Source organism: Rugamonas aquatica, assembly GCF_009380215.1.
GTDB classification, from domain to species: Bacteria; Pseudomonadota; Gammaproteobacteria; order Burkholderiales; family Burkholderiaceae_D; genus Rugamonas; species Rugamonas aquatica_B.
Genome location: NZ_WHUG01000001.1, coordinates 623,939 through 650,055, shown reverse-complemented (window position 1 = coordinate 650,055; position 26,117 = coordinate 623,939). Strand labels below are relative to the sequence as shown.

The following is a 26,117-nucleotide window of genomic DNA, read 5'->3' as shown; positions in this document are numbered from 1 at the left end:
ATCATTCATGGCCCATGTTTATACAAGGGTCGTTCGGATATTGCGCTTGCCGCAAACTGTCCGCGCGACCGTCATTTTTATCGTCTGCTTGTCAGGTAGCTACGCGCCCGCATCCAGCGCCTGGAGTGCCGCTACTGACGCGGAATTTACTGGCACTCCGGCGCCATTGCCCGACGGGGAATTCGTTCCGACTTTGTCGCTCGATGCAGCCATCCAGTTGGCCACACGGCGTAACAGCGATATTCGCGCCGCCACAGGCGAGGTCGCTGCCACGGAGGCGGCACTGGTGCAGTCGGGAGCACGGCCCAATCCGGAACTCGCGTATTCACTGGAAGATCTCAAAAAGGCGACCAGGACCACGACGGTGCAGCTCAACCAGATAGTCGAACTGGGAGGAAAGCGGAATGCGCGAATCGTCGCCGGCGAGCGCGCGCGGGACGCCGCTGCTGCCGACCGTGTTGTCAAGGTGGCCGATATTCGCGCCAGCGTGATCGCCGCATTTTTCGATGTGCTCGTCGCCCAGGAAAGACTTGTGCTCGCGGATGCCGCGGTGGTCCTGGCGCAGCGAGGGAGCGAGATCGCCGGCAAGCGTGTTACTGCTGGCAAGATTTCTCCTGTCGAAGAAACCAAGGCGCGGGTCGGCCAGGCGAACGCCATGCTGGAACGGTCCCAGGCGAACACAGATGTAGTCGCCGCTCGCGGCCGCTTATGCGCGATGTGGAATGGAGATGTGCAGTGTTTTGGCGTTGCCAATGGGGTACTTGGGGATATGCCGGATGTTCCCAAGTTTGGGGACATCGCAACGTTGATCGCCGCGTCGCCGTCGGTGCGCCGCGCTGCCCTGGAGGTAGATCGCCGGAGCGCGCTGGCCGAGGTCGAGAAGACTCGGCGGACCATGGACGTGACAGTTAGCGTCGGCGTCAAGCGGGCCGAGGACATCGGACGCAATCAAGCGCTCATCGGCTTATCCGTGCCGCTGCCGCTGTTCGACCGGAACCATGGCAATGTATTGGAGGCACTACGCCGAACCGACAAGGCGAGCGATGAGTTGAGCGCCACCGAAAGCCGTGTGCGCGCCGACCTGTTGCAGTTCCATCAGCAATGGACCGCTGCGCGTGACGCTGTCGTGCTCTTGCGTAACGACATCCTGCCCGGCGCTCAGAGCGCCTACGACGCGGCGGTAAAGGGCTTCGAGTTCGGGAAATTCACCTTCCTCGACGTGCTCGACGCTCAACGCACCCTGCTGCAGGCAAAAACGCAGTATCTGAACGCGGTCGCATCCTTGCATCGCGCGCATGCCGAGATAGATCGCCTGACCGGCGCACCTATTGCCACCAATTCGCTCAATGGAAAGACCTCCCCGTGAACAAGCCCACCGGAAAACAATTGCGCTACATATCCGCCATGCTCGCCGTTGGCGTGCTGATCGGCGGTCTCATTCTGGGGATGGAACGCGGCGGTCAACGCGACGATGACGACAAGCCTGCCAGCGGCCCATCGGCGAGCACGGTCGCGGCCCCTGTATCCGCCGTCGCCGGCACGGCGGCGGAATCGGATCGTACTGGCGGCGACAGCGTCGTTACCCTGTCCGATGCGCAGGCCCGCCAGGCGGGTGTCACGATCGAGATGTCACAGGCGGACACCATCCGTACGATGCTGACCTTGTCGGGTGAAATCCGGGCAAACGGCGACAAAACCGCCATCGTGGTCCCACGGGTGGCCGGCATCATCGAATCCGTTACCGGAACACTGGGGCAACATGTCAAGCGTGGCGACGTGCTGGCGACCATCGCCAGCGCCACGATCTCCGACCTACGCAGCGAGTTGAACGTCGCCCAGCATCGACTGGCGCTGGCCAAAACCTCCTATGAGCGGGAACGTGTGCTCTGGAAGGAGCGTATCTCGGCCGAGCAGGATTTTCTGCTGGCTGAGCAGGCTTTCACCGAAGCGACGGTCGTGAAAGAAAATGTCCAGCAAAAACTGGCGGCGCTAGGCGCGGCTGGAACGAATGGGACGGCTTTGAACCGATATGAGGTACGCGCCCCGTTCGATGGCATGCTGACGGAGAAGCATCTGGTGGTAGGAAACGCCGTCAAGGAAGACACGCCCCTGTTTCAGGTCTCCGACCTGACCACGGTGTGGGCGGACATCAACGTCCCTGCGAATAATCTTGGCGCCGTGCGCGTGGGCGATAGCGTCACGGTACGGGTCCGGCAACAGGATACTTCCGCTATCGGGAAGATTACCTACGTGAGTGCGCTGGTCGGCGACCAGTCTCGCAGCGCGCTCGCGCGCGTCGTCCTACCCAATCCGAACACACAATGGCGCCCCGGACTGTTCGCGGACTTCGACGTCGCCGACGGGGAAGTCAAGGTTCCGGTCGCCGTGCGCGCCGACGCGCTACAGGACCTGGCGGGCAAGCCAACCATATTCGTGCGTACGAAGAATGGTTTTCGTACTCAGGTTGTGACGGTCGGTCGCTCAGATGGCCGGCACAGCGAAATTGTCAACGGGCTGAAAACGGGCGTGCCATACGCCGCCAACAGCTTCATCTTGAAGGCCGAACTCGGCAAGAGCAGCGCCAAAGATAACGACTAGGACACCATCATGTTTGAACGCATCATACGCATCGCCGTCGAGCTGCGCTGGCTGGTCCTGCTCGCGGTCCTGGGCACGGCGGGACTAGGCATCTACAGCTATCAAAAATTGCCGATCGACGCCGTTCCCGACATCACCAATGTTCAGGTGCAGGTCAACACCGCGGTGCCGGGTTACTCGCCCCTGGAGACCGAGCAGCGCATTACCTACCCGATAGAGACAGCCATGGCCGGGCTGCCGCAGCTGGAGCAGACGCGCTCGATGTCGCGCTATGGATTGTCCCAGGTCACCATCATCTTCAAGGAGGGGACCGACATCTACTTTGCACGGCAACTCGTCAACCAGCGCATCCAGGAGGCAAAAGACAGCCTGCCACCCAATGTCAGCCCGACGCTGGGACCGATCTCCACCGGTTTGGGAGAGATTTATCTATGGACGGTCAAGGCCGATGCCAAGGCCAGGAAGGTCGACGGCACCGCTTACTCGTCGATGGACTTGAGGGAGATCCAGGACTGGGTCATTAAGCCGCAATTGCGCAATGTGACGGGGGTGACGGAGGTCAATTCGATCGGCGGCTATACCAAGGAATATGAGGTGGCACCGTCGCCCGAGAAGCTGGCCGCCTATGGTTTGAGCTTGCAGGATGTGGTCAGCGCGCTGGAGCGCAACAACGGCAACATGGGTGCCGGATATATCGAGAAGCTGGGCGAGCAGCTTTTACTCCGGCTGCCCGGACAGGTGTTGTCGCTGTCGGACATCGGCAACATCGCGCTGACCAATATTCAAGGCGTAACGGTTCGCATGCGCGATGTTGGCAGCGTCAGCCTCGGCCGCGAGCTCCGTAACGGGGCAGCGACGGAAAACGGCGAGGAAGTGGTGCTTGGCACCGTGTTCATGCTCATCGGTGAAAACAGCCGCGCTGTGTCCCAGGCCGTCGATGCTAAGCTGGCGCAGATCAACCGCACGTTGCCTCGGGGCGTGCGCGCCGAGCCTGTGTATGACCGCACCGTGCTGGTCGACAAGGCGATTCACACGGTCAAGCAGAACCTGTTGGAAGGCGCGGTGCTGGTGATTGCAGTCTTGTTCCTGTTTCTGGGCAATCTGCGCGCGGCGTTGATCACGGCGCTCGTGATTCCGTTGGCGATGCTGTTCACCTTCACCGGCATGGTCACTTACAAGATCAGTGCCAATCTGCTCAGCCTTGGTGCGCTCGACTTCGGCATCATCATCGACGGCGCTGTCGTCATCGTGGAAAATTGCGTTCGGCGCCTAGCCCATGCCCAAGCGGTGAAGGGCCGGCCATTGAGTCGAAGCGAGCGACTACATGAAGTGTTCCGCGCATCGAATGAGGCGAAGCGGCCTCTGCTGTTCGGGCAACTGATCATCATCGTCGTGTATTTTCCCATCTTCGCACTTACCGGCGTGGAGGGAAAAATGTTTCATCCGATGGCGTTCACGGTGGTCATCGCTCTCGTGGCGGCGATGGTCCTGTCGATCACCTTCATTCCCGCAGCGGTTGCGTTGTTTATCGGCAGCAAAGTCAGCGAGTCCGAAAACCGCTTGATGGGCGTAGCGCGGCGTGCCTACGTCCCCCTGCTGGGCAAGAGCATGCGCAACAAGCCGGTCGTGCTCACAGGCGTGGCAATCGTCGTCGTGCTATGCGGTCTGCTTTCTACGCGGCTGGGTAGCGAATTCATTCCGAGTCTGAACGAAGGCGACTTCGCGATCCTGGCCCTACGCATCCCCGGAACAAGCCTGACACAGGCGGTGCTGATGCAGCAGCAGGTCGAGCACACCCTAAAACAGGGCTTCCCTGAAATTGAACGTGTGTTTACCCGCCTGGGAACAGCGGAAGTTGCAACTGACGCCCAAGGCCCGAATATCTCTGACGGTTACATCATGCTCAAGCCAGAGGCTCAATGGCCGACTCCGCGACGCTCCAGACCGGAGTTGCTGGCGGCGATGCAGTCCGCTGTTGAGAAAATCCCCGGCAGCAACTACGAGTTCTCTCAACCGATCCAGTTGCGTTTCAACGAATTGATCTCCGGTGTGCGCAGCGACGTGGCCGTCAAGGTCTTCGGCGATGACATGACGGTCCTGAACGATGTCGCGGCCAAGGTGGCGGCCATTCTTGAGAAGACGGCTGGCGCAGCTGACGTGAAGGTCGAACAAACGGCCGGGCTCCCCATGCTGACCATCGACATCGACCGAGACAAGATCGCCGGCTACGGCATCAGCCTCGCCGATGTCCAGGAAACCGTCGCCACCGCCGTCAACGGCAAGTCGGCTGGTATTGTCTTCCAGGGAGACCGGCGGTTCAATCTGGTGGTCAGGTTGCCCGAACAGGTTCGCAGCGACCTGGATGCGCTGCGCCGCCTGCCGGTGGCGTTGCCAAAAACTGCAGCACCGGATGGAAAAAATAGCTTTGTGCCACTCGCGGCGGTGGCGACACTGAACCTCACGCCGGGGCCGAATCAGATCAGCCGCGAGGACGGCAAGCGGCTGGTGGTGGTCAGCGCCAACGTGCGGGGCCGTGATATCGGCTCGTTTGTGTCCGAATCGCAGCAGGCCATCGATCGGCAGGTGGCGCTACCCGCCGGCTACTGGCTGCGCTGGGGTGGACAATTTGAGCAATTGCAGTCGGCTCTCGGCACGATCAAAATCATCGTGCCGGTCGCTTTGCTGCTGGTATTGGCGCTGCTCTATCTGATGTTCGGCAACCTGACCGACGGCCTGCTGGTGTTTAGCGGAATTCCGTTTGCCTTGACCGGCGGCGTCATCGCCTTGTGGGCGCGCGGCATCCCGATCTCAATTTCGGCAGCGGTTGGTTTCATCGCCTTATCCGGTGTCGCTGTGCTGAACGGGCTGGTCATGGTCGCGTTCATCCGATCGCTACGTGAAGGTGGCACCGACCTCGACACCGCCGTCGAGGAAGGCGCCATCGCACGGCTGCGTCCCGTCCTGATGACAGCGCTGGTCGCTTCCCTTGGTTTTATCCCGATGGCGATCGCGACGGGTACCGGGGCCGAAGTGCAGCGGCCGCTGGCCACCGTGGTCATTGGCGGTATCCTGTCGTCGACGGCGTTGACGTTGCTCGTGCTACCGTTGCTGTATCGTCTGTTCCACGGCGCAAATGAGGACGAATTCGATTCCGTGTCGACCGCGCAGAGGTCGGTCGTCGATTCCGACGGTCCTGCAAGCGCATGACCCCGCACAATCATCAATAGGAAGCGCGATGGGCATAAAAGCAACCGGCGGAATATTGAACCAGATCCCGGCCGGCGTCTGGGTGCTGGGCTTTGTCAGCATGCTGATGGATATTTCCTCCGAAATGGTCCATAGCTTGCTGCCGATGTTCATGGTGGGAACGCTGGGAACCAGCGTCCTCACTGTGGGCGTCATTGAAGGCATGGCGGAATCCACCGCGCTGATCGTCAAGGTGTTTTCAGGCACGTTGAGCGACTATCTCGGCAGGCGTAAAGGGCTGGCGGTGCTTGGTTACGCCCTGGGGGCGCTGACCAAGCCGCTGTTTGCCATCGCCAGCACGAGCGGCATGGTGCTATCCGCCAGGCTGCTCGATCGGGTTGGCAAAGGCATCAGGGGAGCGCCGCGCGACGCGCTGGTCGCTGATATCGCTCCGCCACACTTACGGGGCGCCGCCTTTGGCCTGCGCCAGTCCCTCGACACAGTCGGCGCGTTCCTCGGCCCACTGCTTGCGGTCGGACTGATGCTGCTATGGGCCAACGATTTCAGGAAAGTGTTTTGGGTGGCGGTCGTTCCTGGCATGCTGGCAGTGGCTTTGCTTTTCTTGGGTGTACGCGAGCCAGAGCGGCACCATACGGCCAAACGTACCAACCCCATTCGCAGGGAAAACCTGAAACGCCTCGGCAGTGCATACTGGTGGGTGGTCGCAATCGGCGCGGTGTTCACGATGGCCCGCTTCAGCGAAGCGTTTCTGGTCCTACGTGCCCAGCAAGGCGGCGTGCCTGTCGCGCTGGTGCCGCTGGTCATGGTGGCGATGAACGTGGTCTATTCCGTCTCCGCATATCCGTTTGGAAAGCTCTCAGACCGCATGAGTCATACCCGCCTGCTGGCAATCGGGCTGATCGTGCTGATCGCCGCCGATCTGGTGCTGGCCCAGACCGATCATTGGGCGGTCGTGCTTCCGGGCGTCGCGCTTTGGGGTATTCACATGGGTATTACGCAGGGGTTGCTGGCGACGATGGTGGCGGACACGGCACCTGCAGATCTGCGTGGCACGGCCTATGGCTTTTTCAACTTGGTGAGCGGTATCGCAATGCTGATCGCCAGTATCGTGGCAGGGCTGCTATGGGATAGCGTTGGGGCTGCCTGGACGTTCCGTGCCGGCGCCGGCTTTTGTGTCGTAGCGCTGATCGGGCTGTCGGTGTATCCACACCGACCAGAGTCGAAGCAAGTCAAGTAACGAGCATCCACCATTGGGAGCCGGCGTGAATTTTTGACGTCGGCTAACTTGCATCGCCTCGACCGTCATCGTCATTTTTTTACCTACCGAAGGTCAGGCATGACCTTCGATGGGTCAAATTTGAACTGTATTCGGGTCATCTGTTCTGGCGGCCGTATCGATTACGGTAATGGCGCATAAATAATTTTTCAGTAGTTGCTGCACTGCCTGATTCTGCATATAGAATTGTCGACGTTTTAAGTTCTGCATTGTGCTTTTTGTCCAGCCGCGCATTGACTGTTGCCCGCATGCTGCCGGGTGTGCATGAAGTACGTGGTTCAACCACATAGGAGCCTGAGCCTTGAGCAGCATTCATGAAACTGCGTATCCGCGTTTCAAACCGGAGCTGACGCAGCGCGAACTGGAAGACGTATATAGCCCTAGTGACGAGGACCACAAATTTATTCGTCGCAATGCCCGCACTGAGCCGGCCCGGCTGTATCTCGCACTGTTATTGAAAACGGTGCAGAAGTTGGGCTACTTTCCCTTGTTAGACGAGGTTCCGGCCGCAATTGTGTCGTTTCTCGGAAAGGCGATCGGCGCGCGGTCGATCGCGGCAAGGGATCTTCAAGCCGAAGAGAAACGACCTAATTCACGCCAGCGCTGGATGGAGGCCATCAGGGCATACCTGAAAATCAGGCCAATCAACGACGATACTTATTCCGCCATTCAGAACGCGGCCACCGAGGCGGCCCAAACCAAGCACGAACTGGCTGATATCATCAATGTGGTCATTGAAGAATTGGTGCGTCAGCGCTTCGAGCTGCCTGCATTTAGTACGCTCCATCGACGGGCATTGACTGCGCGCAGCGAAGTTAACGACGGCTTTTTCAAGGGCCTCGTCGAACCACTTGCGTCGCCTGTCATCGCCCGGTTTGACGCGATGCTGGTTCCGGCCGCGCCGCCAGGTGTCAGCGGCTGGCAGCAGCTCAAGCAAGATCCCAAGAAACCGACCAACACGGAAGTGCGGCAGTATCTTGAGCACCTCCAATGGCTCAAGAGCTGGGCGACGCAGCTGCCGGCCATCGCTCATACCCCGGTTGTGAAACGCAGCCAATTCGTGACGGTGTGACGCCGACGTGGAACGACTATCTCAGCGTGGGCCTGGCGCTCGCCGGCGCCGGCTCCATCGCGCTCGGACACCGGGCAGCGTGACGGGTTTCATGGACGATCGCTCCGTGGTGTCGAGGCGACCGCTGCGCGGATAGACCTGCGCCGTAGCAGCAAATACACTGCGGGCACGACGAACATCGACAGCAGCGGCGCGGTGATCATGCCGCCGACCATCGGCGCGGCGATACGCTGCATCACCTCGGAACCCGTACCCGATCCGATCATGACCGGAACCAGCCCGGCGATGATCACGGCGACCGTCATCGCCTTCGGCCTGACACGCAGCACGGCGCCCTCGCGTATGGCGTCAAGGAGGTCGGCCTCGCCTGGAGTGCCTTGCGCCAGCCGGGCTTCCCACGCGTGCTTCAGATACAGCAGCATGATCACGCCGAATTCGGCCGACACGCCCGACAGCGCGATGAAGCCGACGCCGCTTGCGACCGACAGATTATGTCCCAGCGCCCACAGCAGCCAGATGCCTCCTGCCAGCGCGAACGGCAACGTTGCCATGATCAATGCCGCCTCGTCGACGCGTTTGAAGGTCAGATACAGCAACACAAAGATGATGAGCAAAGTCATGGGGACGACGACCTTGAGCTTGGCGGTCGCGCGCTCCAGGTATTCGAATTGGCCGGACCAGGACACCGAGTAGCCTGCCGGAAGAACGACCTCTTTGGCGACAAGCTGCTGCATTTCATGCACGGCGGAGCTCAGATCCCGGCCCCGGATATCGACGTACACCCAGCCCGACAGGCGTGCGTTCTCGCTCTTGAGCATCGGCGGGCCATCATTGATACGGATCGTTGCCACGTCACCGAGCCGTATCTGCGCGCCGCGCTCGGTCAGCACCGGCAGCTCCCGCAATTTCTCGACCGAGTCGCGTATTTCGCGCGGATAACGCACATTGATTGGAAAGCGCTGCAGACCCTCAACCGTCTCGCCGACGTTGTCGCCGCCGATGGCGCTGGCCACGATGCTTTGCACGTCGGCGATGTTCAGGCCATAGCGCGCCGCCGCGTCGCGGTCGATATGGATATCGACGTAGCGCCCACCGTTGAGCCGTTCGGCGAGAGCCGACGACACGCCGGGCACGCGCTTGACGACCCGCTCAATCTCCCCGGTGATGCGGTCGATCTCCTTCAGGCTCGCGCCGGCCACCTTGACGCCGACCGGGCTCTTGATCCCGGTGGCCAGCATGTCGATGCGGTTGCGGATGGGCGGCACCCAGATGTTGGACAGCCCCGGCACTTTGACAATGCGGTCGAGTTCTTCGACCAGCTTATCGGTGGTCATGCCCGGTCGCCACTGGTCGCGCGGCTTGAACTGGATGGTTGTTTCGAACATTTCCAGCGGCGCCGGATCGGTGGCCGACTCGGCCCGGCCTGCCTTGCCGAACACGGATTGCACCTCGGGTACCGTCTTGATCAGGCGGTCGGTTTGCTGCAGCAGTTGCGCCACCTTGCCAGCGCCGATGCCCGGCAAGGCGGATGGCATGTACAACAGGTCGCCCTCGTCCAAAGGAGGCATAAATTCGCCGCCCAGGCGCGACATCGGCCAGATCGTCGCCAGCGCGATCACGCCCGCGGCGACCAGGGTTGTCTTCGGGCGACGCAGCACGATTTCCAGCAAGGGACGGTAGAGCGCGATCAACCACCGGTTCAGCGGGTTTTTCTGTTCGTCGGGGATGCGGCCCCGGATCAGGTAGCCCATCAGCACCGGAATCAGCGTGACCGCCAAGCCGGCCGCCGCCGCCATCGCGTAGGTTTTCGTGAAGGCCAGCGGCGCGAACAACCGCCCCTCCTGCGCCTCCAGCGTGAACACTGGAATGAAGGAGAGCACGATGATTAGTAGCGAGAAGAACAGCGCTGGGCCGACCTCGGCCGCTGCGTCGCCGATCACCGTCCATTGTGCGTCGCCGGCCAGCTTTTGGCCCGGATGGGCATGATTCCAGGCCTCGATATGCTTGTGGGCGTTCTCGATCATCACAACCGCGGCATCGACCATGGCGCCGATGGCGATCGCGATGCCGCCCAAGGACATGATGTTGGCGTTCACACCTTGATAGGACATGACGATGTAGGCGATCAATATCCCCAGCGGCAGCGATACGATCGCCACCAGCGCCGAGCGGATATGAAACAGGAAGATCGCGCAGACTACCGCGACGACGATGAATTCCTCGATCAGTTTGTGCTGCAGATTGTCGACCGCGCGCTTGATCAAATTGGAGCGGTCGTACACCGGAACGATCTCCACGCCGGCTGGCAGACTGGATTTCAGTTTGGCGAGCTTGGCCTTGACGGCCTCGATGGTCTCCAGCGCGTTCTTCCCGGAGCGCATGACAATCACGCCACCCGCGACTTCGCCTTCGCCATTCAGGTCGGCGATCCCGCGCCGCATTTCCGGCCCCAGTTGTATGCGCGCCACATCGCCCAGGAGCACCGACACCCCAGCATCCGTGGTCGTCAAGGGAATTTTCCGGAAGTCGTCCAGTGACTGAAGGTAGCCGGACGCGCGCACCATGTACTCCGCCTCCCCCAGCTCCATCACCGAGCCGCCGCTTTCTTGGTTGGCGCGCTGCACGGCCTCGATCACCTTTCCGTGCGGGATGGAATAGGCGCGCAGCTTGTCGGGATCAAGCACGATCTGGTATTGACGCACCATGCCGCCCACGCTGGCGACCTCGGAGACGTTCGGCACCGCCTTCAGCTCGAACTTCAGGAACCAGTCCTGGAAGGCGCGCAGCTGTGACAAGTCGAGCTTGCCGCTGCGGTCGACCAGCGCGTACTCGTAGATCCAGCCCACGCCGGTCGCATCCGGGCCGAGCGCCGTCTTCGCCTGTGTCGGCAGGCGCGATTGCACCTGGTTCAGGTATTCCAGCACCCGGGACCTGGCCCAGTAGGGATCGGTGTCGTCCTCGAACAGGATGTAGACGAAGGAGTCGCCGAAGAAGGAATAGCCCCGCACCGTCTTGGCGCCGGGCACCGACAACATGGTGGTAGTGAGCGGATATGTCACCTGGTTCTCGACGATTTGCGGCGCCTGGCCCGGATAGGTCGTGCGGATGATGACTTGCACATCGGATAGGTCAGGGATCGCGTCGAGCGGCGTGCGCGCCAGCGACCATACTCCCCATCCGGCGATGAACACCGTCGCCAGCAAGACCAGGAAGCGGTTGGCGATCGACCAGCGTATCAGTTTCGCGATCATTTCTTCACTCCCGCCGGCACTGGAGGCATTTTCATGGTGCCCATGGACTTATCATTGGCGACGGGCGCGTCCGCGACTGGCGAAATCGTGGCGATCTCGAAGGTGCCGTCCTGGCGTGGTTTGATGTCGAAAGCCACACGGTCGCCCACGCCGACATTGCGCGGCAGGCCCGCTGGCGGTGTCTTGAACCCCATGGTCATCGCACCCCACTGCAAGGTTGGGATCGGACCATGGGAAATGGTGATCTCGTCCTTGCCGATACGTTCGACCTTGCCTTGGCCGTGATGAAGCGGCGCCTCAGGAGCTGATCCGGAGGACTGGGCGTCACCCATGCGGGTAGTCGTTCCCTTCAGGCTGGCTTCGGAATCGAGCAGGAACTGGCCTGACAGGACGATCTTCTGTCCGACGGTCAAACCCTTGCGGATCTCTGTTTGACCATTGGCTTCTCCACCGAGTTCGACATCGACCGGCAGGAACTTTCCACCGTCCTGAGCAAGTATGACAACGCTGCGCGTACCGGTCTGGATCACCGCCTCGGACGGCACCAGCAGCACGTCGGCGTCGCGACTGGAAGCGAAGGTGATCGTGGCAAACATGCCGGGGACCAGCTGCCCTCCCCTGTTCGCCAGCTCAATCCTTGCTTTGAGCGTGCGCGTGGCGGCGCTCACCTCCGGCAAGACCGCGCCGACCTTGCCCTTGAAGACGCTTCCCGGCAGTGCCGGCGAGCGAGCTTCGACGGCGTCGCCAGGCCGCACTTTGGCCGCAAGGTTCTCGGGCACGTCCGCATTCACCCAAACCGTGGAAAGGCCGTTGATCCGGAACAGCTGCGCGCCCGACGCCACGGTCATACCTTCGCGGGCGCCAAGCTCCGCGACCACGCCGCTGATGGGAGCGGAAATGGTGATGCGCGGATGGACCTTGCCGGTCGATTCGACCAGCCGGATCTGCCCATCGGTCATGCCGGCCAAGCGCATGCGCTGGCGGGCGCCGTCGACCAACGACGCCGTGTCGCCGCCCTGCATGCGACGGGCGGCCAGGTATTCCTCCTGTGCCGCGATCCAGTCGGGGACATACAGTTCGGCCAGCGGCTGTCCTTGCTTGACCGGATCGAGTATGGCGCGCACATACAGGCGCTCGATAAAACCGTTGCTGCGAGCCTGGACCAGCGCCACGTCGCGGTCGTTGTACGCGACGCTGCCGACCGCGACGATACCGGAGGGTAGCCTGCCGGCAGTGACAATGGCCGTCCGCACGCCCAGGTTCTGCTGGACGCGCGGGTTGACGGTGACGGAGCCGTCGTCGCCATCGGCGCCGGCATAGACTGGCACGAGCTGCATGTCCATGAACGGCGACTTGCCGGGTTTGTCGAATTTCTGCCCGGGCACCATCGGGTCGTGCCAGTAGAGCGGCTTCTTGCCGGTGCCGCCGGCGACGGTCGCAGCTTCGCCCGTTGCGGGCGTGAGCTGCATGCCCTGATGCACGCCAAGCCGGTAGGCGCTGTATCCGCCGGCCGCGATGGCAACGGCGACGATTGCCGCGAGAATATTATTGTTTTTCATTTGGATTCCTGGGTGCTGTTGGCGGCGGAATGCTGGGCGGCTCCGCCGTCGGGAAAGAGGAAGTTCAGTTGCGCCCACAGGCGCGCGGTCTCCAGTTCAAGCTCCAGCGCTTGCAGACGGAGCTCAACCTCGCCACGCCTGGCGGCCAGCACTTCGGCCAAGGTCGCTTTCCCGCCCCGGTAGGCGGCCAGCACCGTTTGACTACGCTCGGCAGCGAGCGGCAACGATTCGCGGGTGTAGCGGGAAATTCGCTCCCGGCCACTCTGCCACGCGATGATCAGGGTGCGGGTCGCGGCGACATGTTCACGCAGCATTTCGTCGCGCTCCGCCTTGGTCTGCTCGACCAGGGCGAGTTTGGCGGCCAGCTCACGGTCCTGGCGGTTCTTCCGGTCCCATTGCAGCGGCACCGAGATACCGACCGACACCATGTTCGAGTAGGCAGATCCGCGCTGCTGGAACGCGACTTCGACGCTCCAGTCGGTGTGCTGATTTGCCCTTGCCAAGTTGGCGTCGGCTTGCGCGATATCTTCCTGCTTGTTCAAGACAGCGATCTCAGGGTGGTGGGCGAGATCGGTGTCGAGGGAGGTTGGGTTCAGGCGAATACGGTCGATATTCGGCGCACCCGCCACCGAGGTCTCTTCGCCAGTCCACCGGGCCAGCATGACGTGGGCGGCGCGTTGGCGGCGCCGGATCTCGCTGGCGCGGTCATCGAGCGCGAGCAATGCGGACCTGGCCGCGAGGATATCGGCCGAGCTGCCGCGCCCACCGCGGTAGGCTGCTTCGGCCGCTTCGATTTCCTGGCGCGATACGGCCGCCTGGGCGGAGACAGCGCTGGCCATTTGCTCCGTGTAGAAGACCTCCAGCCAGGCGGCGGCGGTATCGCGCTGGATGGCTGCCAGCGCCACGTCCTTTTGCGCCTGGGCCTTGTCGCCTTCGATCTGATAGCGCGCGGAACGCCAGTGCAGCTTGTCGGAGCGCGTCAGCTCCTGCGACAGCCCGATCCGACGCATGGTCATGAAGTCGTTACCGAGGCTAAGGCGGTCAGCACCGCTGACAGGTAAATTGTCGATGCCGACCTTCAGCACAGGATCGGGGCGCTGGCCGGCGGCGACCGCCATGTCATTGGCTGCGGCGACAGCCTGGTCTTGGGCGCCGAGTTGGCGCGAGCGGGCGGCGGCCCGCAGTTGCGCTTCGCCGAGTGTCAGCGGCTGCGCCGCCAGTCCGCCATGGATGACGGCGAGGAACGCGAGCGCTGCCTTCGGTACGAACCGAAGACGGAAAATGCGCGCATTGGAATGCACGGAAAACGGGGATGACATGGTATCTCCAGAATGCGATGGACAACACCGCGCGCGCCAAGGAGGCGAGGCGGCGGAGAACTAGGCGCTCTGGAAGATTAAATGCGGAAACAGCAATGCCGAATGGCCAGTGGGGGCGCAGTGGCACGCGTCAGCGGAACAGATTCGAGTGAGGAAGCAAGCGGTAGAGCGGATCGTTCGATGTTAGGAAGGACGACTTCCAGGCTGCAGGCCATGAACGGCTGGACAGCTGGTGTGCCAGAAATGTCTGCCGACTGATGGCCTGTATCACAGTGCGCCCCGCACAGCGCAGGACTGCTCTTGTCCATGCTCATGTCGGTGCAACCGGGCATGTTTGCCATGCCAACCGCCTCTACCGTCTGCGCCTTGTCCAACACCGGGCAGGCATATGCGGATACAGCCAGCTGAGCAAACAGCAAGCTGAACAGCATAATGATGGCCGCGATCATGCGCGTAGGTTGTGACAGTTTCATGATCTGCAAATGTTAGCACAACATAGAGCGACTCGCCCCTTCATCACTGCAAACGTAAAATTCGGCGTGCGCCGAAAGGACGATCAAGCTGATGACAAAGCCCATCACCAGGTTCGGATACCGAGAGCCTGTCCATGACGCTTAATAAGCTTGAGGAGGCGGCCAAGAACCGGCTGGAATAAACTTGCGGACATTTTTAACGTACCAATGCCCACTGGGATTGGAAATATGTTTCTCCTGGAGATAATCGGATGGAAAACGGCGATCAGCGTGAAAATGGTGCTGCTCCCGGGCTGCCTTGTCTTTCCTACTCCAAGGCCATAGCGACATTCCCTCGACCTTCAAAAAGCTGACTTCTCCTTCGAACCACGCCTGACGATTCTCGTATGCGAAGCTAGGTTGGCCATATTTGAATTCCGGTTCAATGTCGTAACTTTGGAAGAACCTGCTATAGGCGCAGAGATGTTTTTCATAAAACGGAGCCTCCTCCCATACGGAATGGAGATCGCTCTCCATTCCGTGTGCCATGCGGGCATGCCAGGATGCGTACAAGGCTAGGAACGTCGCCAGCCACTCCAGGCGCGCGGTGCGACTTCCGTAACTCGCGACGTTTTGAAAGAGCCCTGCGTTCAACACAGCATTGTCCTGCGAGACGAGATTATTGGCGCCTCCCAGAACAAAGCGGCTTTCCATATGACAGCGAAACGCTACAAAAGCTCGCAGTCGCACCGAGCAGGTTGAGCGTTCCGAAAAATTATGTCGCACAACCAGGTCGTTGAACTCCTTGGCCGATAGTCCATCTTCGCGCGTGATCCATCGTCTGAGCCTAGCCAGTGTGAACCGGTACATGGCTTCGCCATAGCTGGAAGCGGATGAGGTTGCAGAGTATGCTGGAACGTGATCGGCGTACCGGCAAACCCAATTGATAGTCACTACTTGCTCTTCGGGGTATCGGGACGGTGGGACGAATTCACGCCGGGGAGTTTGTTTGTACACAACGGCCTTGGCGAACTCTGTCGAATTCCACCATCGCCTTTTCTGTGTTTCAGACGCGTCGTAGTAGTCGACACTTAAATGTCGGTGGGCGGTTTTGACAGCAAGCCACCAACTGCTGTAAGGCTGCAACGCGCTCTGCACTTGGGCGAATATGCTACGAAAATCCGTATGAGTCTCAAGGCTAGGAATTACGCCGCCCAAAGGATTTTTACAGCGATCACAACAATAAGGTTTGATGAATATTCTTGCGTCGCGGATGTCTGGAGTGTTGGCATCGCAACAGTGGCATCGATCTGATAAGGGAACGCGGTGAAATGGACAGCAGGTCAGCGGAAGAATCTGAAACAGCACGCTGTGATATCCCGCCTCTAGGCACAAGGGACAATACCGAAAGCGCGAGCTGATCCAGCAGCGATCAACCTCTGGAATGCCGAACTCCAGAGGGTAGACGCTCCTGCTATCTATGATAGGAAATCCGGCTTCGTCTTTTACACGAAAGCCGCCGGCATTAAACATCAGCTTGCGCAGTTCGGGATATTGCCGCATTGTTTTAAAGGTCATCACGTTGATCCATGCAAAAAGCAATGTGGCGCTTGATGTTGATTCAAACGGTAGCGGTATGAGATCGGCTCCCGCCCATCGACGTCGTTGGCCCGCTACTTGGGCGGTCATCGTTTTCCCCTTTTCGCCCTGCGGACCGGACTGCTATTCATGCGGGCGATCGCCTCCTGCAACAACGAGTCACGTACTGCCGCATGCCAGATGTCATCCGGCAATTTGATGTTGAACGCGTCGTATGCTGCGGCACTAAGCAAGAATTTTCGGATAGCAAGAAACGTCGCTCCGGCTGGAAAAGCGACTTGCTGAGGTGCGAGTCCACTCACGTTCGCCAGGATCGCATCCATGAAATGCTGGGATTGGTCGATCAGTCGAAAGCCTTTTTGGTAAGCCTGTGGCAGGAAAAACGCCGTCCATGAAATTGCCGACCCAACGGGGTGTTCGCGGGTGTCGATGCCGCTTAAAATGGTCCAGATATCGTCGATACAATTGAATGCTCGGAATTCAATTACCCGATTCGTAAACCGCGCAACCAAGTCTCCGCGGCCGCGAGCGATCAGGTCGTCAATGACATGCTGCATGTCTGGTGCCTGCCCCATCAATATCGTTATTAACTGCACCCTCTGACGTGACAGGTCGTTGAAGACATCCTTGAGGAACAGGAAGTCAGCCAGCAACATGGCGCTCGCTTCATCGATGAACATGACCACCAAGCCCGATCCGGATGTCCGAGCGTCGTCCACCAGCACATTGACCAGTCGCTCGCGCAGGTCATACGTCTCGCCTTTTTTCTCGGCGTGACCTACTGTCGAAAGGAAATGTTTGAAGAATGCGCGGACTGAGGGGAGCTGCTGATTATGCGCGTCATGCGAGTAGATGCACAGCGACGGATATTGTTGGTGCAGCATCGCCTTTACGCGATCTAGCGCATCCGTCTTGCCGATGCGGTGCGCCCCCGTGAATACGCAGCCCGTCTCACGGACGATAATGATGCGCTTAATCGCAAGATAGAGTTCGTCACTTGGATTTGTCCGCAAAAGCACCGTATGGTCAAACAGAGGATGGGATAGCAAACCCTTGCTCTCTTGCGTGCCGGCTGATTGGTCGGGCATTTCATTAAGCATGGCATGCTCCTTCACTAATCAATTTTTGGGATGTCATTTAGGCCGAAGCGGTCTATGGGGGATACGTTAACTGTGGCCGCCGCCGGTTTGGGCAGGGGCTGTGCGGGGGCTGGATTCTCGACGGGGATCTTGGCAACTTTGCGTTGGTGAGCTTCGATCCGCTCGATGTCGAGCGCTGTGCGTGAAGACTTTTTTCGCTGTGACTTCTTCCGCTGCTTTAGGTCTTCTTCTTTACCCTGCTTGATACGGTCGAGTGGATCGCCCCCTACTGAACCGTACCTCAACGCCAACCCAGAATTGATCATGAGTTTGCGGTCTCGCCAGGAACAGTTACTCTTGGCCCATGGACCGGATAACCTCATCTGCCCCAAGTCTTGTCCGGTATCCTTTACGGTCGCGTAGACTACTCGCGCAAGGCGCCGATCTAAGTAGACGACGAGCTTCTTGCCTATAAGGTGAAAAGAATTTGCAAGCATTTCATTGGTATGCCTGTGCCGGCTAAGCGTAAAGTAAGGACGAACACCTTTTTCGATGTTGCCTCGTACGGTCGCTTCCTCAATGTGCATCATCAACTTGGCATGCGCCTGCACAGTCTTTGGCAGCGGCTGACGGAAAAATCCACTCGCCGGCTTAGCAAGCGCGTTCTGAAGAACCTGCACAGGAGCACTGAACTGACGCCCCTCCGTATCAGATATATTTTGTTCTTGGATACAGCGTTGAAAGATATCGACAAGGTCCCGGAGTGTGATCCGAAATTTCGCTGCCTGCTCGTTGGGATGATCTATGCGCGTATCTTTCGGCCCGCTTCCATGCGTGGACGGAAGTCGCTGCAAGCCGCGCCGGGTTAGTTCTCCTAGAATTTTTTCGATCAGGTCGCGTCGGAACCAGGCACGCACCGGACCAAAATTGACGGCGCAACCGATCGTATCAATGATATTGTTCACCACCTCGTGCGCTGCGTTTGACCAAGCGTTGTCCACCTTGAGAGCCGCGAACGCCTGATACTGCAGTTCAGGCATCAATTGATTAATGACGAAGCTGCCGTTATCCGACGAAAAGGCGGGAATGAATTCTGGCTGACAGGACGACAATGCGTTGCTGACTATCTCAAGCGTGCTGTCGGCACTCGGTGTCAATTCCAGTACCACCGCATAGCCGAGGATAGCGCGGGAAAACTCTTCAACCAATAGTCCGAAATGCCAGCGGGATAAAGGTACCTCCATTACTTTGCCATAGTCATTGGTGATTAAGATGACCGACGCTGCGTCCACTTTATGGAAGTCGAGCTGCACTGCGCCATAGGGGCGCAGCTTGGGAAAGATGCTCCTATTGCCATTGCCGACCGGATCACGCAATGCAGCTTCAACGCCAGCTCGCGCACCTGTAGTCTCGTGCCGCTTGGTAAGGCGCAAGGTCTGGCAATACTTAAACAAAGTTTTATAGCCGCAGTTGCTGGTACTAAATGGCCAGTCGGAGTCCGTAAACCCCAACTCCCTCAATTTGCACTTGAATTGATCATGGATGCTGCTGATACTAATACGCGATTCATTCATCGTTTCCTTTGCACCTTGTTTGCAAAACAGGTCGACAACAAGCTCCTCGATTTCTGGAAAGCGGTCGAAGAGTTTTGACAGCGCTCCCGCGCAGCCGCCCGAGCCACTTCCTTTGACGTGATCGACCTCGGCCCTACGGTTGTATCCCTTGACCCGAGTTCGAGGGACGAGCGCCCTATAACCGAAGATTTGCCCGTCGCTGGCGAGTGCCAGGCAGCGACGGATGAGACGATGCACCTCATTTCGCTGAATGCCGGTCTCGGTAGTGATCTGATCCAGGCTAGCGCCTTCGCCATATAAGACGAGCGCCTGCCTTTTTTTATCGAAGGAGTCTTGCGCCCTTCTCTCCCACGCCGATGTATCGGGTTTCGGCCACAGCGTCATATCCTGATATGCCGTCGGTATCCGGATGCGATGTCGGCGGGCGTTCATTGGTTGCCTCTTCGAAGGATCGAGTGCGGACCATATAGCTGAGTAGTAAGATTTGTACTGACAATTCCCTGCTGCAGGCTCAAGGCGACAACGGCATTCATGTAGGCGGCATCGATGTCTTGAATGTCCAGCAGAGTGGATAAGGTCATTGTTTCGTGCTGAGTTAAGTACCGGGAAAGATGTTGCCTTTCCCGGACAAGTAGATGACCGCGGCACCTGGTGATCGCCGCGCATAGCAACAACCAGTTATCGAACGCGGTTTCTTGGCCGCGGAAATCGATGTCGGTCTTGATGTGATACTCGACGCCCACGCTTTGGGCGAGCGCAGATTTTCCCTCGTTCTTAAGAGCCGCCTTCCTTTTCGCTGCCGATAGTCCTTCCAGGCGTCTGAAGTCCCACCACTGGCTGGTCCTATTGATCAGTTGAACGCGCGCGCCCACTGCGACGAGCGTACTTGCTCCTCCCGCCTGGACGATAAACGGTTCGGGAGAGACCTGATAGGACGCGACGCTAACATCTCCCTCAAGAAGGACCGCATAGAGGAATGGTAGATCGCCTTCTATGATGCTTCGGCAGTTGTTCTTTGGAGAGTCAAAGAACCATATATTGGACTTTGGCTGACGCTCGTTTCGTAAAACCGGCCTGGTCGATACTCGGCGCTGGTATTGATCAACAATGTGTTGCGACTCCGTCATTTCGTGTGTCATGGCGTATCCTCCGACAGGCGTACTGCTCCCGCTGCATGCGGTTCAGTTTTTTATGGGTCTATTTGCTGGCCTGTATTTGCAAGAGGCCGCCATCTTGCCTTGGCCAAGTCACATCATCCAACCTAGCACTCCTCGTTCGACATACGCTGATGTATATCCAGAGTTCTGTGAAAAATGGCATCTCGCCATAGCTTTCGACATCATTGATATTGCGCCGCCAGCATCTGCTGGCTGTCTCCGCTACTGTGGCGGGAGACACAATAAATTCACTGAGCAGCGGATATGAGTAATCGTGCTGGTGCAGTCGCCAGTGAATTGCGGAGTGCACAATGGTGGTGAGCCCTGTCGATGACAGCGTGTTCTGGCATAAGTGCACGCATGCGAGGCGTATGCCGTGATGAAGGCTGAACCGGTGCAATTTAGGGCGGTAGAACAACCAGCGCTTATTCGGGGCACGTACATTTACGTAATCAAAAAAGCTACTGCTTGACGTATTCATATTTAGGTAAAGGACGACTCGCCAAGACTATTCTGGGAAAAGCGCCGTTACGTAAAATTGGTTACGAAATTTGAGCGGCACCCACACCTCCCTAGGATGGCACCTAATACCTATGTATCACTTTTAGGTAAGAGCGCTCTCGTGTCTTTACTCATAGCCTGTTGAGCTTCTCTGCATAGTAAGCATGTCACCGCTAAACGGTGGCACAGCCCTGCACCCGGGGCCCGATCTAATGACTGTTGTATTTTTTATACAATATTGAAAATAGATAAATATTCATTAAGTTGTGACATAAAATTCTCACATACTCGCATGCCTTTCCCTTCCTTTCCTTAACCTTTCCCTCATGAAAATTTCGATCCCCAAATCACTAGTCGCTGCACTCGCAGTGGCCTTTGCGATGACAGCCCATGCCGATGAAACCAAGTCCACATTTGATTTGGGCGCCATGATCAAGAACGGTGTCAACAAGGCCTTGAACAAGAATGGGATCGGCGCCAAGGAGGGTGAGCAAGGCAATGCAGCTACGTCCGCCAATTATCAAAAATTGACTGATACCAAACTCAAGGATATTTTGAAGGCCTATCCGGTCAAGGACGATATGAATCCGCCCGCGTTTCCCAAGTTGGCCATTCGTATTACCGGGTACGCCAAGACGCTGGATCAGTGGTCAAATCGGACCAATACGCCAAACGAATGTGTGAACTACAACGTGACGCTGTGGACCAGCGAACGCAAGAGTGAAAAGTTCGACAATCTGCGCATGTGCGCCAACGATCTGGCCTATAACATCAGTTTTGTCAGCGTGCGCAGTCCGTGGCCGGCCAAGATGAATTACAACAAAAGTTCCGGCCAGGTGCGCGACGATGGACCGGTAGCACCGTCCAAGCCGTATCCGAACGATCCGGTGGCCCGCAGTTTCATGGCCGGCGGCGGCGTCTATTACATTGGTTCCATGTTTATCCAGATGGGTTACGACTGGGATTATCCTCACGACACTATGCGCGTGTGGGTGTCTGGCGTTTCCAGTAATGGCGAGGGCGGCGTTTCGACCGCCAATAATGCAGGGGCGGCAGTCGTGACGACCACCGCGCAGCCGCCGGCAGAGACGGGTTACAAAGGCGCAGTTGGCGCCTACCCTGCCGCAGGCGTTTATGATGCTTCCGACCGCAATTTTGAACGCACTTTCACCGTCTCGGCGGAGGGAAAGTTTGAGCTGGAGGTGCAGCAAAAAGGCAAGGCAGGCAATCTGCGTTCCGGTATCGGAGAAGGCCAGTTGGCCGACGGCCCCGGCGGCTGGCAGTTCAATGCCGGAAACTGCAAATTGACGGTGAGACGCGGCAGTGGCAGTGTTCAACTGCATGCCGAACATTGTGCTAGCGACTGGGGCGATGTGCCCTTCGATGGCCGCTACCAGTTCAAGGCGACGCCGGCAGAAGCGAAGGATGCCACAGGCAAGGTTGCGGCAAATGGGAACGCGGCTGAAATGGCACAGGCTGACAGTATCCCCACGCGCAAAGAGCTGAAAAACAATTGGGATGCCGTGTCCAGTGCCACGATAGCGGGCAAGGCCTTGACGGTGTTCACCAAGCGTGCTCCGTCGATAGACGGGAGTCCCTATTCCCATACGGATGCCGCCGTGTTTGTGATCGACAATCCGGTCCAAGGCAATATGAATGCGTCTGAATTGGCAAAGTCGCCGCTGAAAGTGGTGGATATTCCCTTGCCTCCGCGTGCGCCTAACCAAGGTTACGCGATTCAGGGAAACTGCTCGCAAGGCAAGAACAAGAACGTCGTGTTGATCCTGATTGCTAACGAAACCCCATATGGCACCCCTCCTAAGCCTGTCAGCGCATGGGCGCTGGATGCCAACCAACGGGCGGTCCAGGTGAATCCTGCAAAGTCCGTTAAATGTCCTGTTGCGGAAACAGACATATAACTTCGCGGGAGTGAATGCTCAGGACATCGACATCGTGGGCGGCAATAAAGCATCATACGAAGAACCCGCCGCCGAATACGAACGAGTAGCGCTGTTCGCCTATCGCCGCTGCTGCCGTTGTGGCTAGTAAGCTATGGTGCGCGCTTTATCACCACAGGATTGCGCGGTTCGAGGATGCAAATCAGCCTCCGGCTTGGACGCCCTTCTCTGCCAATTTCCCACGGCATTGACCAAATTCCGGGGCTCGATCCCATCTTTCAGATATAACTTGGCGAAGATCAAGTAATCGTACGAGGATGGCTCTTCGCGCACCGTCATCCAGCTACGCGTGTAGGCACCAGCAGAGTCGTTATCCAATAAGCTCGGGATAAAAGAACGCATAGGGAGTTTATTCCAGGCTCACCGCCATAGTTGATTGAGTGAACATTGTACCGAGACTTATATTCTCAGCGGTCTCCGGAGGCGCCTCGCCAGGATTGTTACCGAAATATGTGAAATGCTATCAATTGCATGCCATGTCATCAACATTTCATCGTTGTTACGTAAATTGTTGCCTGCATGACTTCAGTTTTCATGTTTCCCTGACAATCGACCTGGATCAATCAAATGCATATTTTCAAATTCGCGCTCGCACGCACGCAGGTGCATGCATGAGCCGACGTGACTTCCTCCGCAAGATGGGCAAGTCGGCCGGCGCAAGTGCCGTGCTTGCGACCTTTCCACCGTCCATCCAAAAAGCGCTGGCCCTCCCCGCCAACCAGCGCACCCGCAGCCTGCAGGACGTTGAGCATATCGTCGTGCTGACGCAGGAGAACCGCAGTTTCGACCACTACTTCGGCACCCTGGAAGGAGTAAGGGGATTCGGTGATCCCTTTCCGATTCCTGTGATGGACCGGCAAAATCTCTTCAATCGCAAATCGGTCTTCGTGCAGCGCTCTGTCGGAGGGGCGCCCGTGCCTGGCCGGCCCAACTGGCCCCAGGGCAGCGCCATCGCGCCATTCCGCCTCAACACGGTGCAGGACTTTCCCGTCATGCGCGTGGCCGGGACGCCTCATGCCTGGCTCGACGCCCAGCTGGCGTGGGACCACGGACGCATGAATGACTGGTGCACGGTCAAGCAGAACCACGCGATGGGCTATTACGCCGACGCCGACATTCCCTTCCAGTTCGCGCTCGCGCGTGCCTTTACCATCTGCGACCACTATCACTGCGCAACCCAGACCGGTACCAACACAAACCGGCTGTTTCTGTTCAGCGGTCACAACGATCCCCTGGCGGCTGCAGGCGGTCCCTCGACCGACAACAGCCGCGACGACTTCAATCCGGACATGTCCACCGACTACTTGTGGACCACCTATCCGGAGCGACTCGAAGCGGCAGGTATCAGCTGGCAGGTTTACCAGAACATGGCGGACAACTTCACCGATAACTCGCTGGCGGGATTCCGCTCTTTCCGCAACGCGTGGTATCGCCGGCCTGGCTATTCGCAATCCCTGCGCGATCGCGGCACCACCACGCGTGACATCGACCTGCTCAAGGCCGACGTGCTTGCCAACCGCCTGCCGCAGGTCAGCTGGGTCGTCGCGACCGCCGAAGGTTCCGAACACCCGGGTCCCTCCAGTCCTGCGTCGGGCGCCGACTACATCGCGCGCGTGCTGGACGCCCTGACCGCCAATCCCGACAGCTGGAGCAAGACGGTCCTGCTCATCAACTTCGACGAGAATGACGGCTTCTTCGACCACATGCCCCCGCCGGCGGTCCCTGCGTACACGAGTTACGCCAGCAATCCGGCGCAGTCGCAGCTCGCCGGTGCGTCGACCGTCGACACGACCGGCGAGTACCATCACGTGCTCAACGGCGCCGATGCACGGACGCACCATCGCCCCTACGGTCTCGGGCCGCGCGTTCCGATGTATGTCATCTCGCCATGGACCAAGGGCGGCTGGGTGAACTCGCAAGTCTTCGACCACACCTCGGTGGTGCGTTTCATCGAGGCGCGTTTCGGTGTGCGCGAGCCGCTGATCAGCCCGTGGCGCCGCGCGGTGAGCGGCAACCTGTTGTCCTGTTTCGACTTCGCCAACCCGAACGACAACGGCTTCAAGCAGCTGCTGCCGGAAACGGCTGCGCGCCGTTCGATGGCGCTGAGCCTGCCAAACACCAAGGTACCCGCAACGCCGACCACTCTGACGGCACCCGTCCAGGCTGCCGGCGTGCGTCCGGCGCGCGCCCTGCCCTACGAACTCCAGGTGCAGGCACAGGTGCCGGTCGGAGGCGGCCAGGTGGAACTCAGTTTCGACAACCTGGGCGAAGCCGGGGCGGTGTTTCATGTGTATGACCGCCTGGCGCTGGAGCAGGTCCCGCGCCGCTATACGGTCGAACCTGGCAAACAGCTCAAGGGCCGCTGGAACACTACATCCGCCTACGATCTCTGGGTACTGGGACCGAACGGCTTTCATCGCCACATCGTCGGCGACGTGCGCGGTGACGGCAACGCTGCATGGCCGGAAATGAGCCTGCGCGCCGAACGCAGCGCCGGCGAGCTGGTCATTGACCTGGTCAACAATGGCGCACAGCCATGCACCTTCTTACTCACCGCGAACAAGTATTACGCGAGCAAGCCGTTGGAAGTGCGCGTCGTCGCACGTTCGAGGAGCGCGGTCCGGCTTCCCCTGGCATCGAGTTCCAACTGGTACGACTACAGCCTGCGTGTGGCTGGCTTGCCGGGCTGGATGCGCCGCTTTGCCGGCCATCTGGAAAACGGCTTGCCGTCTATCAGCGACCCCGCGATGCGCGGGGCAGCGCAACTTGACCAGTACCGCGTCATTTGACTTTTATAAGGAGCTTTTCATGAAGTGCAGATTTTTCCTTGCCGCGGCCTTGTTCGCCGTGGCGTGTAGTGGCAAGGCTGACGTCATCTACGGTCAGAACCTCATAGTCAACGGCGATGCCGAGGCAGGCCTGAGCGGCTGGAGCGACTACCCGGGTTACAACATGGTCCAGTCGGTGGACTATGGCAGCAACTGGGTGCTGCCCACCCAGCCTGGCCCGGTCAATCGCGGAAAGAAGATGTTCGCCGGCCTCGGACAGTACGCCGTGGGCACTCAGACCCTGGACTTCGGCGTGCCGACGGCCCAGAACAGTTCCTATTCCCTGAGCGGATGGCTCGGCGGCTGGGCCGCCCAGGGCGACAACGCCCTGTTCTATGTGCAGTTTCTCGATGCGGCGAACAATGCGATAGGAAACGCCGCAATCGGTCCCGTCACCCCGCAGGATCGCGGCAACCAGACCGGCCTGTTCTACCGGGAGGCCGTGGGGATCATGCCTGCTGGCACCAGCAAGCTGTCGTTCTGGCTGTCGATGGAACGTCTCGCTTCGAACGACAACGATGGCTACGCGGATAACCTGTCCTTCATCGCGCGGGAGATAGCCAGCCCGGTACCGGAACCGGGCATGGCGTCGATGTACTTGCTGGGCTTGGGCATGCTGGTCGGGGTGCTCCGCCGCAATACGCGCGCGCATATATCGTAATTGGGGTCATTTCAAACCACCCGTGG

General features: G+C 59.1%; 16 protein-coding genes. 8 read left to right on the top strand and 8 right to left on the bottom strand.

What is annotated here, in order from left to right:
- Positions 1–7 precede the first annotated feature (7 nt).
- The 5 genes from GEV02_RS02770 to GEV02_RS02750 all read left to right on the top strand — a co-directional run bounded on the left by GEV02_RS02770 (position 8) and on the right by GEV02_RS02750 (position 8,153).
- Complete coding sequence (locus tag GEV02_RS02770) at positions 8–1,366, top strand: TolC family protein (protein ID WP_152836400.1); 1,359 nt, start codon at positions 8–10, stop codon at positions 1,364–1,366.
- Entirely contained in the window at positions 1,363–2,598 is a 1,236-nt protein-coding gene (locus GEV02_RS02765) for an efflux RND transporter periplasmic adaptor subunit (RefSeq protein WP_328595697.1), read from the top strand. The genes GEV02_RS02770 and GEV02_RS02765 overlap by 4 nt, the downstream gene beginning before the upstream one ends.
- Before the next feature lie 9 nt (positions 2,599–2,607).
- Positions 2,608–5,805: an efflux RND transporter permease subunit gene (locus tag GEV02_RS02760; protein WP_152836399.1), complete on the top strand. Its 3,198-nt coding sequence runs from the start codon at positions 2,608–2,610 to the stop codon at positions 5,803–5,805.
- Positions 5,806–5,833: 28 nt separating this feature from the next.
- A complete protein-coding gene (locus GEV02_RS02755) occupies positions 5,834–7,042 on the top strand; it encodes an MFS transporter (protein ID WP_152836398.1) in 1,209 nt (402 codons plus the stop codon).
- 340 nt (positions 7,043–7,382) lie between these two features.
- Positions 7,383–8,153, top strand: a complete 771-nt coding sequence (locus GEV02_RS02750) for a DUF4158 domain-containing protein (RefSeq protein WP_152836397.1) — start codon at positions 7,383–7,385, stop codon at positions 8,151–8,153.
- Positions 8,154–8,242: 89 nt separating this feature from the next.
- Here the strand turns inward: GEV02_RS02750 and GEV02_RS02745 are convergent, their stop codons facing one another.
- From GEV02_RS02745 to GEV02_RS02710, 8 genes are all read right to left on the bottom strand, one after another.
- A complete protein-coding gene (locus tag GEV02_RS02745) occupies positions 8,243–11,404 on the bottom strand; it encodes an efflux RND transporter permease subunit (protein ID WP_152836396.1) in 3,162 nt (1,053 codons plus the stop codon).
- Positions 11,401–12,963 (bottom strand): efflux RND transporter periplasmic adaptor subunit, encoded by a 1,563-nt coding sequence (locus GEV02_RS02740; RefSeq protein ID WP_152836395.1) that lies wholly within the window; start codon positions 12,961–12,963, stop codon positions 11,401–11,403. The genes GEV02_RS02745 and GEV02_RS02740 overlap by 4 nt, the downstream gene beginning before the upstream one ends.
- Positions 12,960–14,282 (bottom strand): TolC family protein, encoded by a 1,323-nt coding sequence (locus GEV02_RS02735; RefSeq protein WP_235922614.1) that lies wholly within the window; start codon positions 14,280–14,282, stop codon positions 12,960–12,962. Before GEV02_RS02735 ends, GEV02_RS02740 begins: the two co-directional genes overlap by 4 nt.
- Before the next feature lie 77 nt (positions 14,283–14,359).
- Positions 14,360–14,755 carry a hypothetical protein gene (locus GEV02_RS02730; protein WP_152836394.1) on the bottom strand — a complete coding sequence of 132 codons (396 nt, stop codon included), beginning with the start codon at positions 14,753–14,755 and terminating at the stop codon, positions 14,360–14,362.
- A gap of 141 nt (positions 14,756–14,896) precedes the next feature.
- The gene (locus tag GEV02_RS02725; RefSeq protein ID WP_152836393.1) at positions 14,897–16,423 is read right to left on the bottom strand and encodes a TniQ family protein; all 1,527 of its coding nucleotides are present in this window, start codon (positions 16,421–16,423) and stop codon (positions 14,897–14,899) included.
- A complete protein-coding gene (locus GEV02_RS02720; RefSeq protein WP_152836392.1) occupies positions 16,420–17,433 on the bottom strand; it encodes an AAA family ATPase in 1,014 nt (337 codons plus the stop codon). The genes GEV02_RS02725 and GEV02_RS02720 overlap by 4 nt, the downstream gene beginning before the upstream one ends.
- 14 nt (positions 17,434–17,447) lie before the next feature.
- On the bottom strand, positions 17,448–19,418 hold the full coding sequence (locus GEV02_RS02715; protein ID WP_152836391.1) for a hypothetical protein: 1,971 nt from the start codon (positions 19,416–19,418) through the stop codon (positions 17,448–17,450).
- Positions 19,415–20,125 (bottom strand): hypothetical protein, encoded by a 711-nt coding sequence (locus GEV02_RS02710; protein ID WP_152836390.1) that lies wholly within the window; start codon positions 20,123–20,125, stop codon positions 19,415–19,417. Before GEV02_RS02710 ends, GEV02_RS02715 begins: the two co-directional genes overlap by 4 nt.
- 845 nt (positions 20,126–20,970) lie before the next feature.
- Between GEV02_RS02710 and GEV02_RS02705 the strand changes: the two genes are divergently transcribed.
- The 3 genes from GEV02_RS02705 (at position 20,971) to GEV02_RS02695 (ending at position 26,091) form a co-directional block, all read left to right on the top strand.
- The gene (locus GEV02_RS02705) at positions 20,971–22,563 is read left to right on the top strand and encodes a hypothetical protein (protein ID WP_152836389.1); all 1,593 of its coding nucleotides are present in this window, start codon (positions 20,971–20,973) and stop codon (positions 22,561–22,563) included.
- A gap of 650 nt (positions 22,564–23,213) precedes the next feature.
- The gene (locus GEV02_RS02700) at positions 23,214–25,391 is read left to right on the top strand and encodes a phosphocholine-specific phospholipase C (RefSeq protein WP_152836388.1); all 2,178 of its coding nucleotides are present in this window, start codon (positions 23,214–23,216) and stop codon (positions 25,389–25,391) included.
- Between the two features lie 19 nt (positions 25,392–25,410).
- Entirely contained in the window at positions 25,411–26,091 is a 681-nt protein-coding gene (locus GEV02_RS02695) for a PEP-CTERM sorting domain-containing protein (protein ID WP_152836387.1), read from the top strand.
- Positions 26,092–26,117 lie beyond the last annotated feature (26 nt).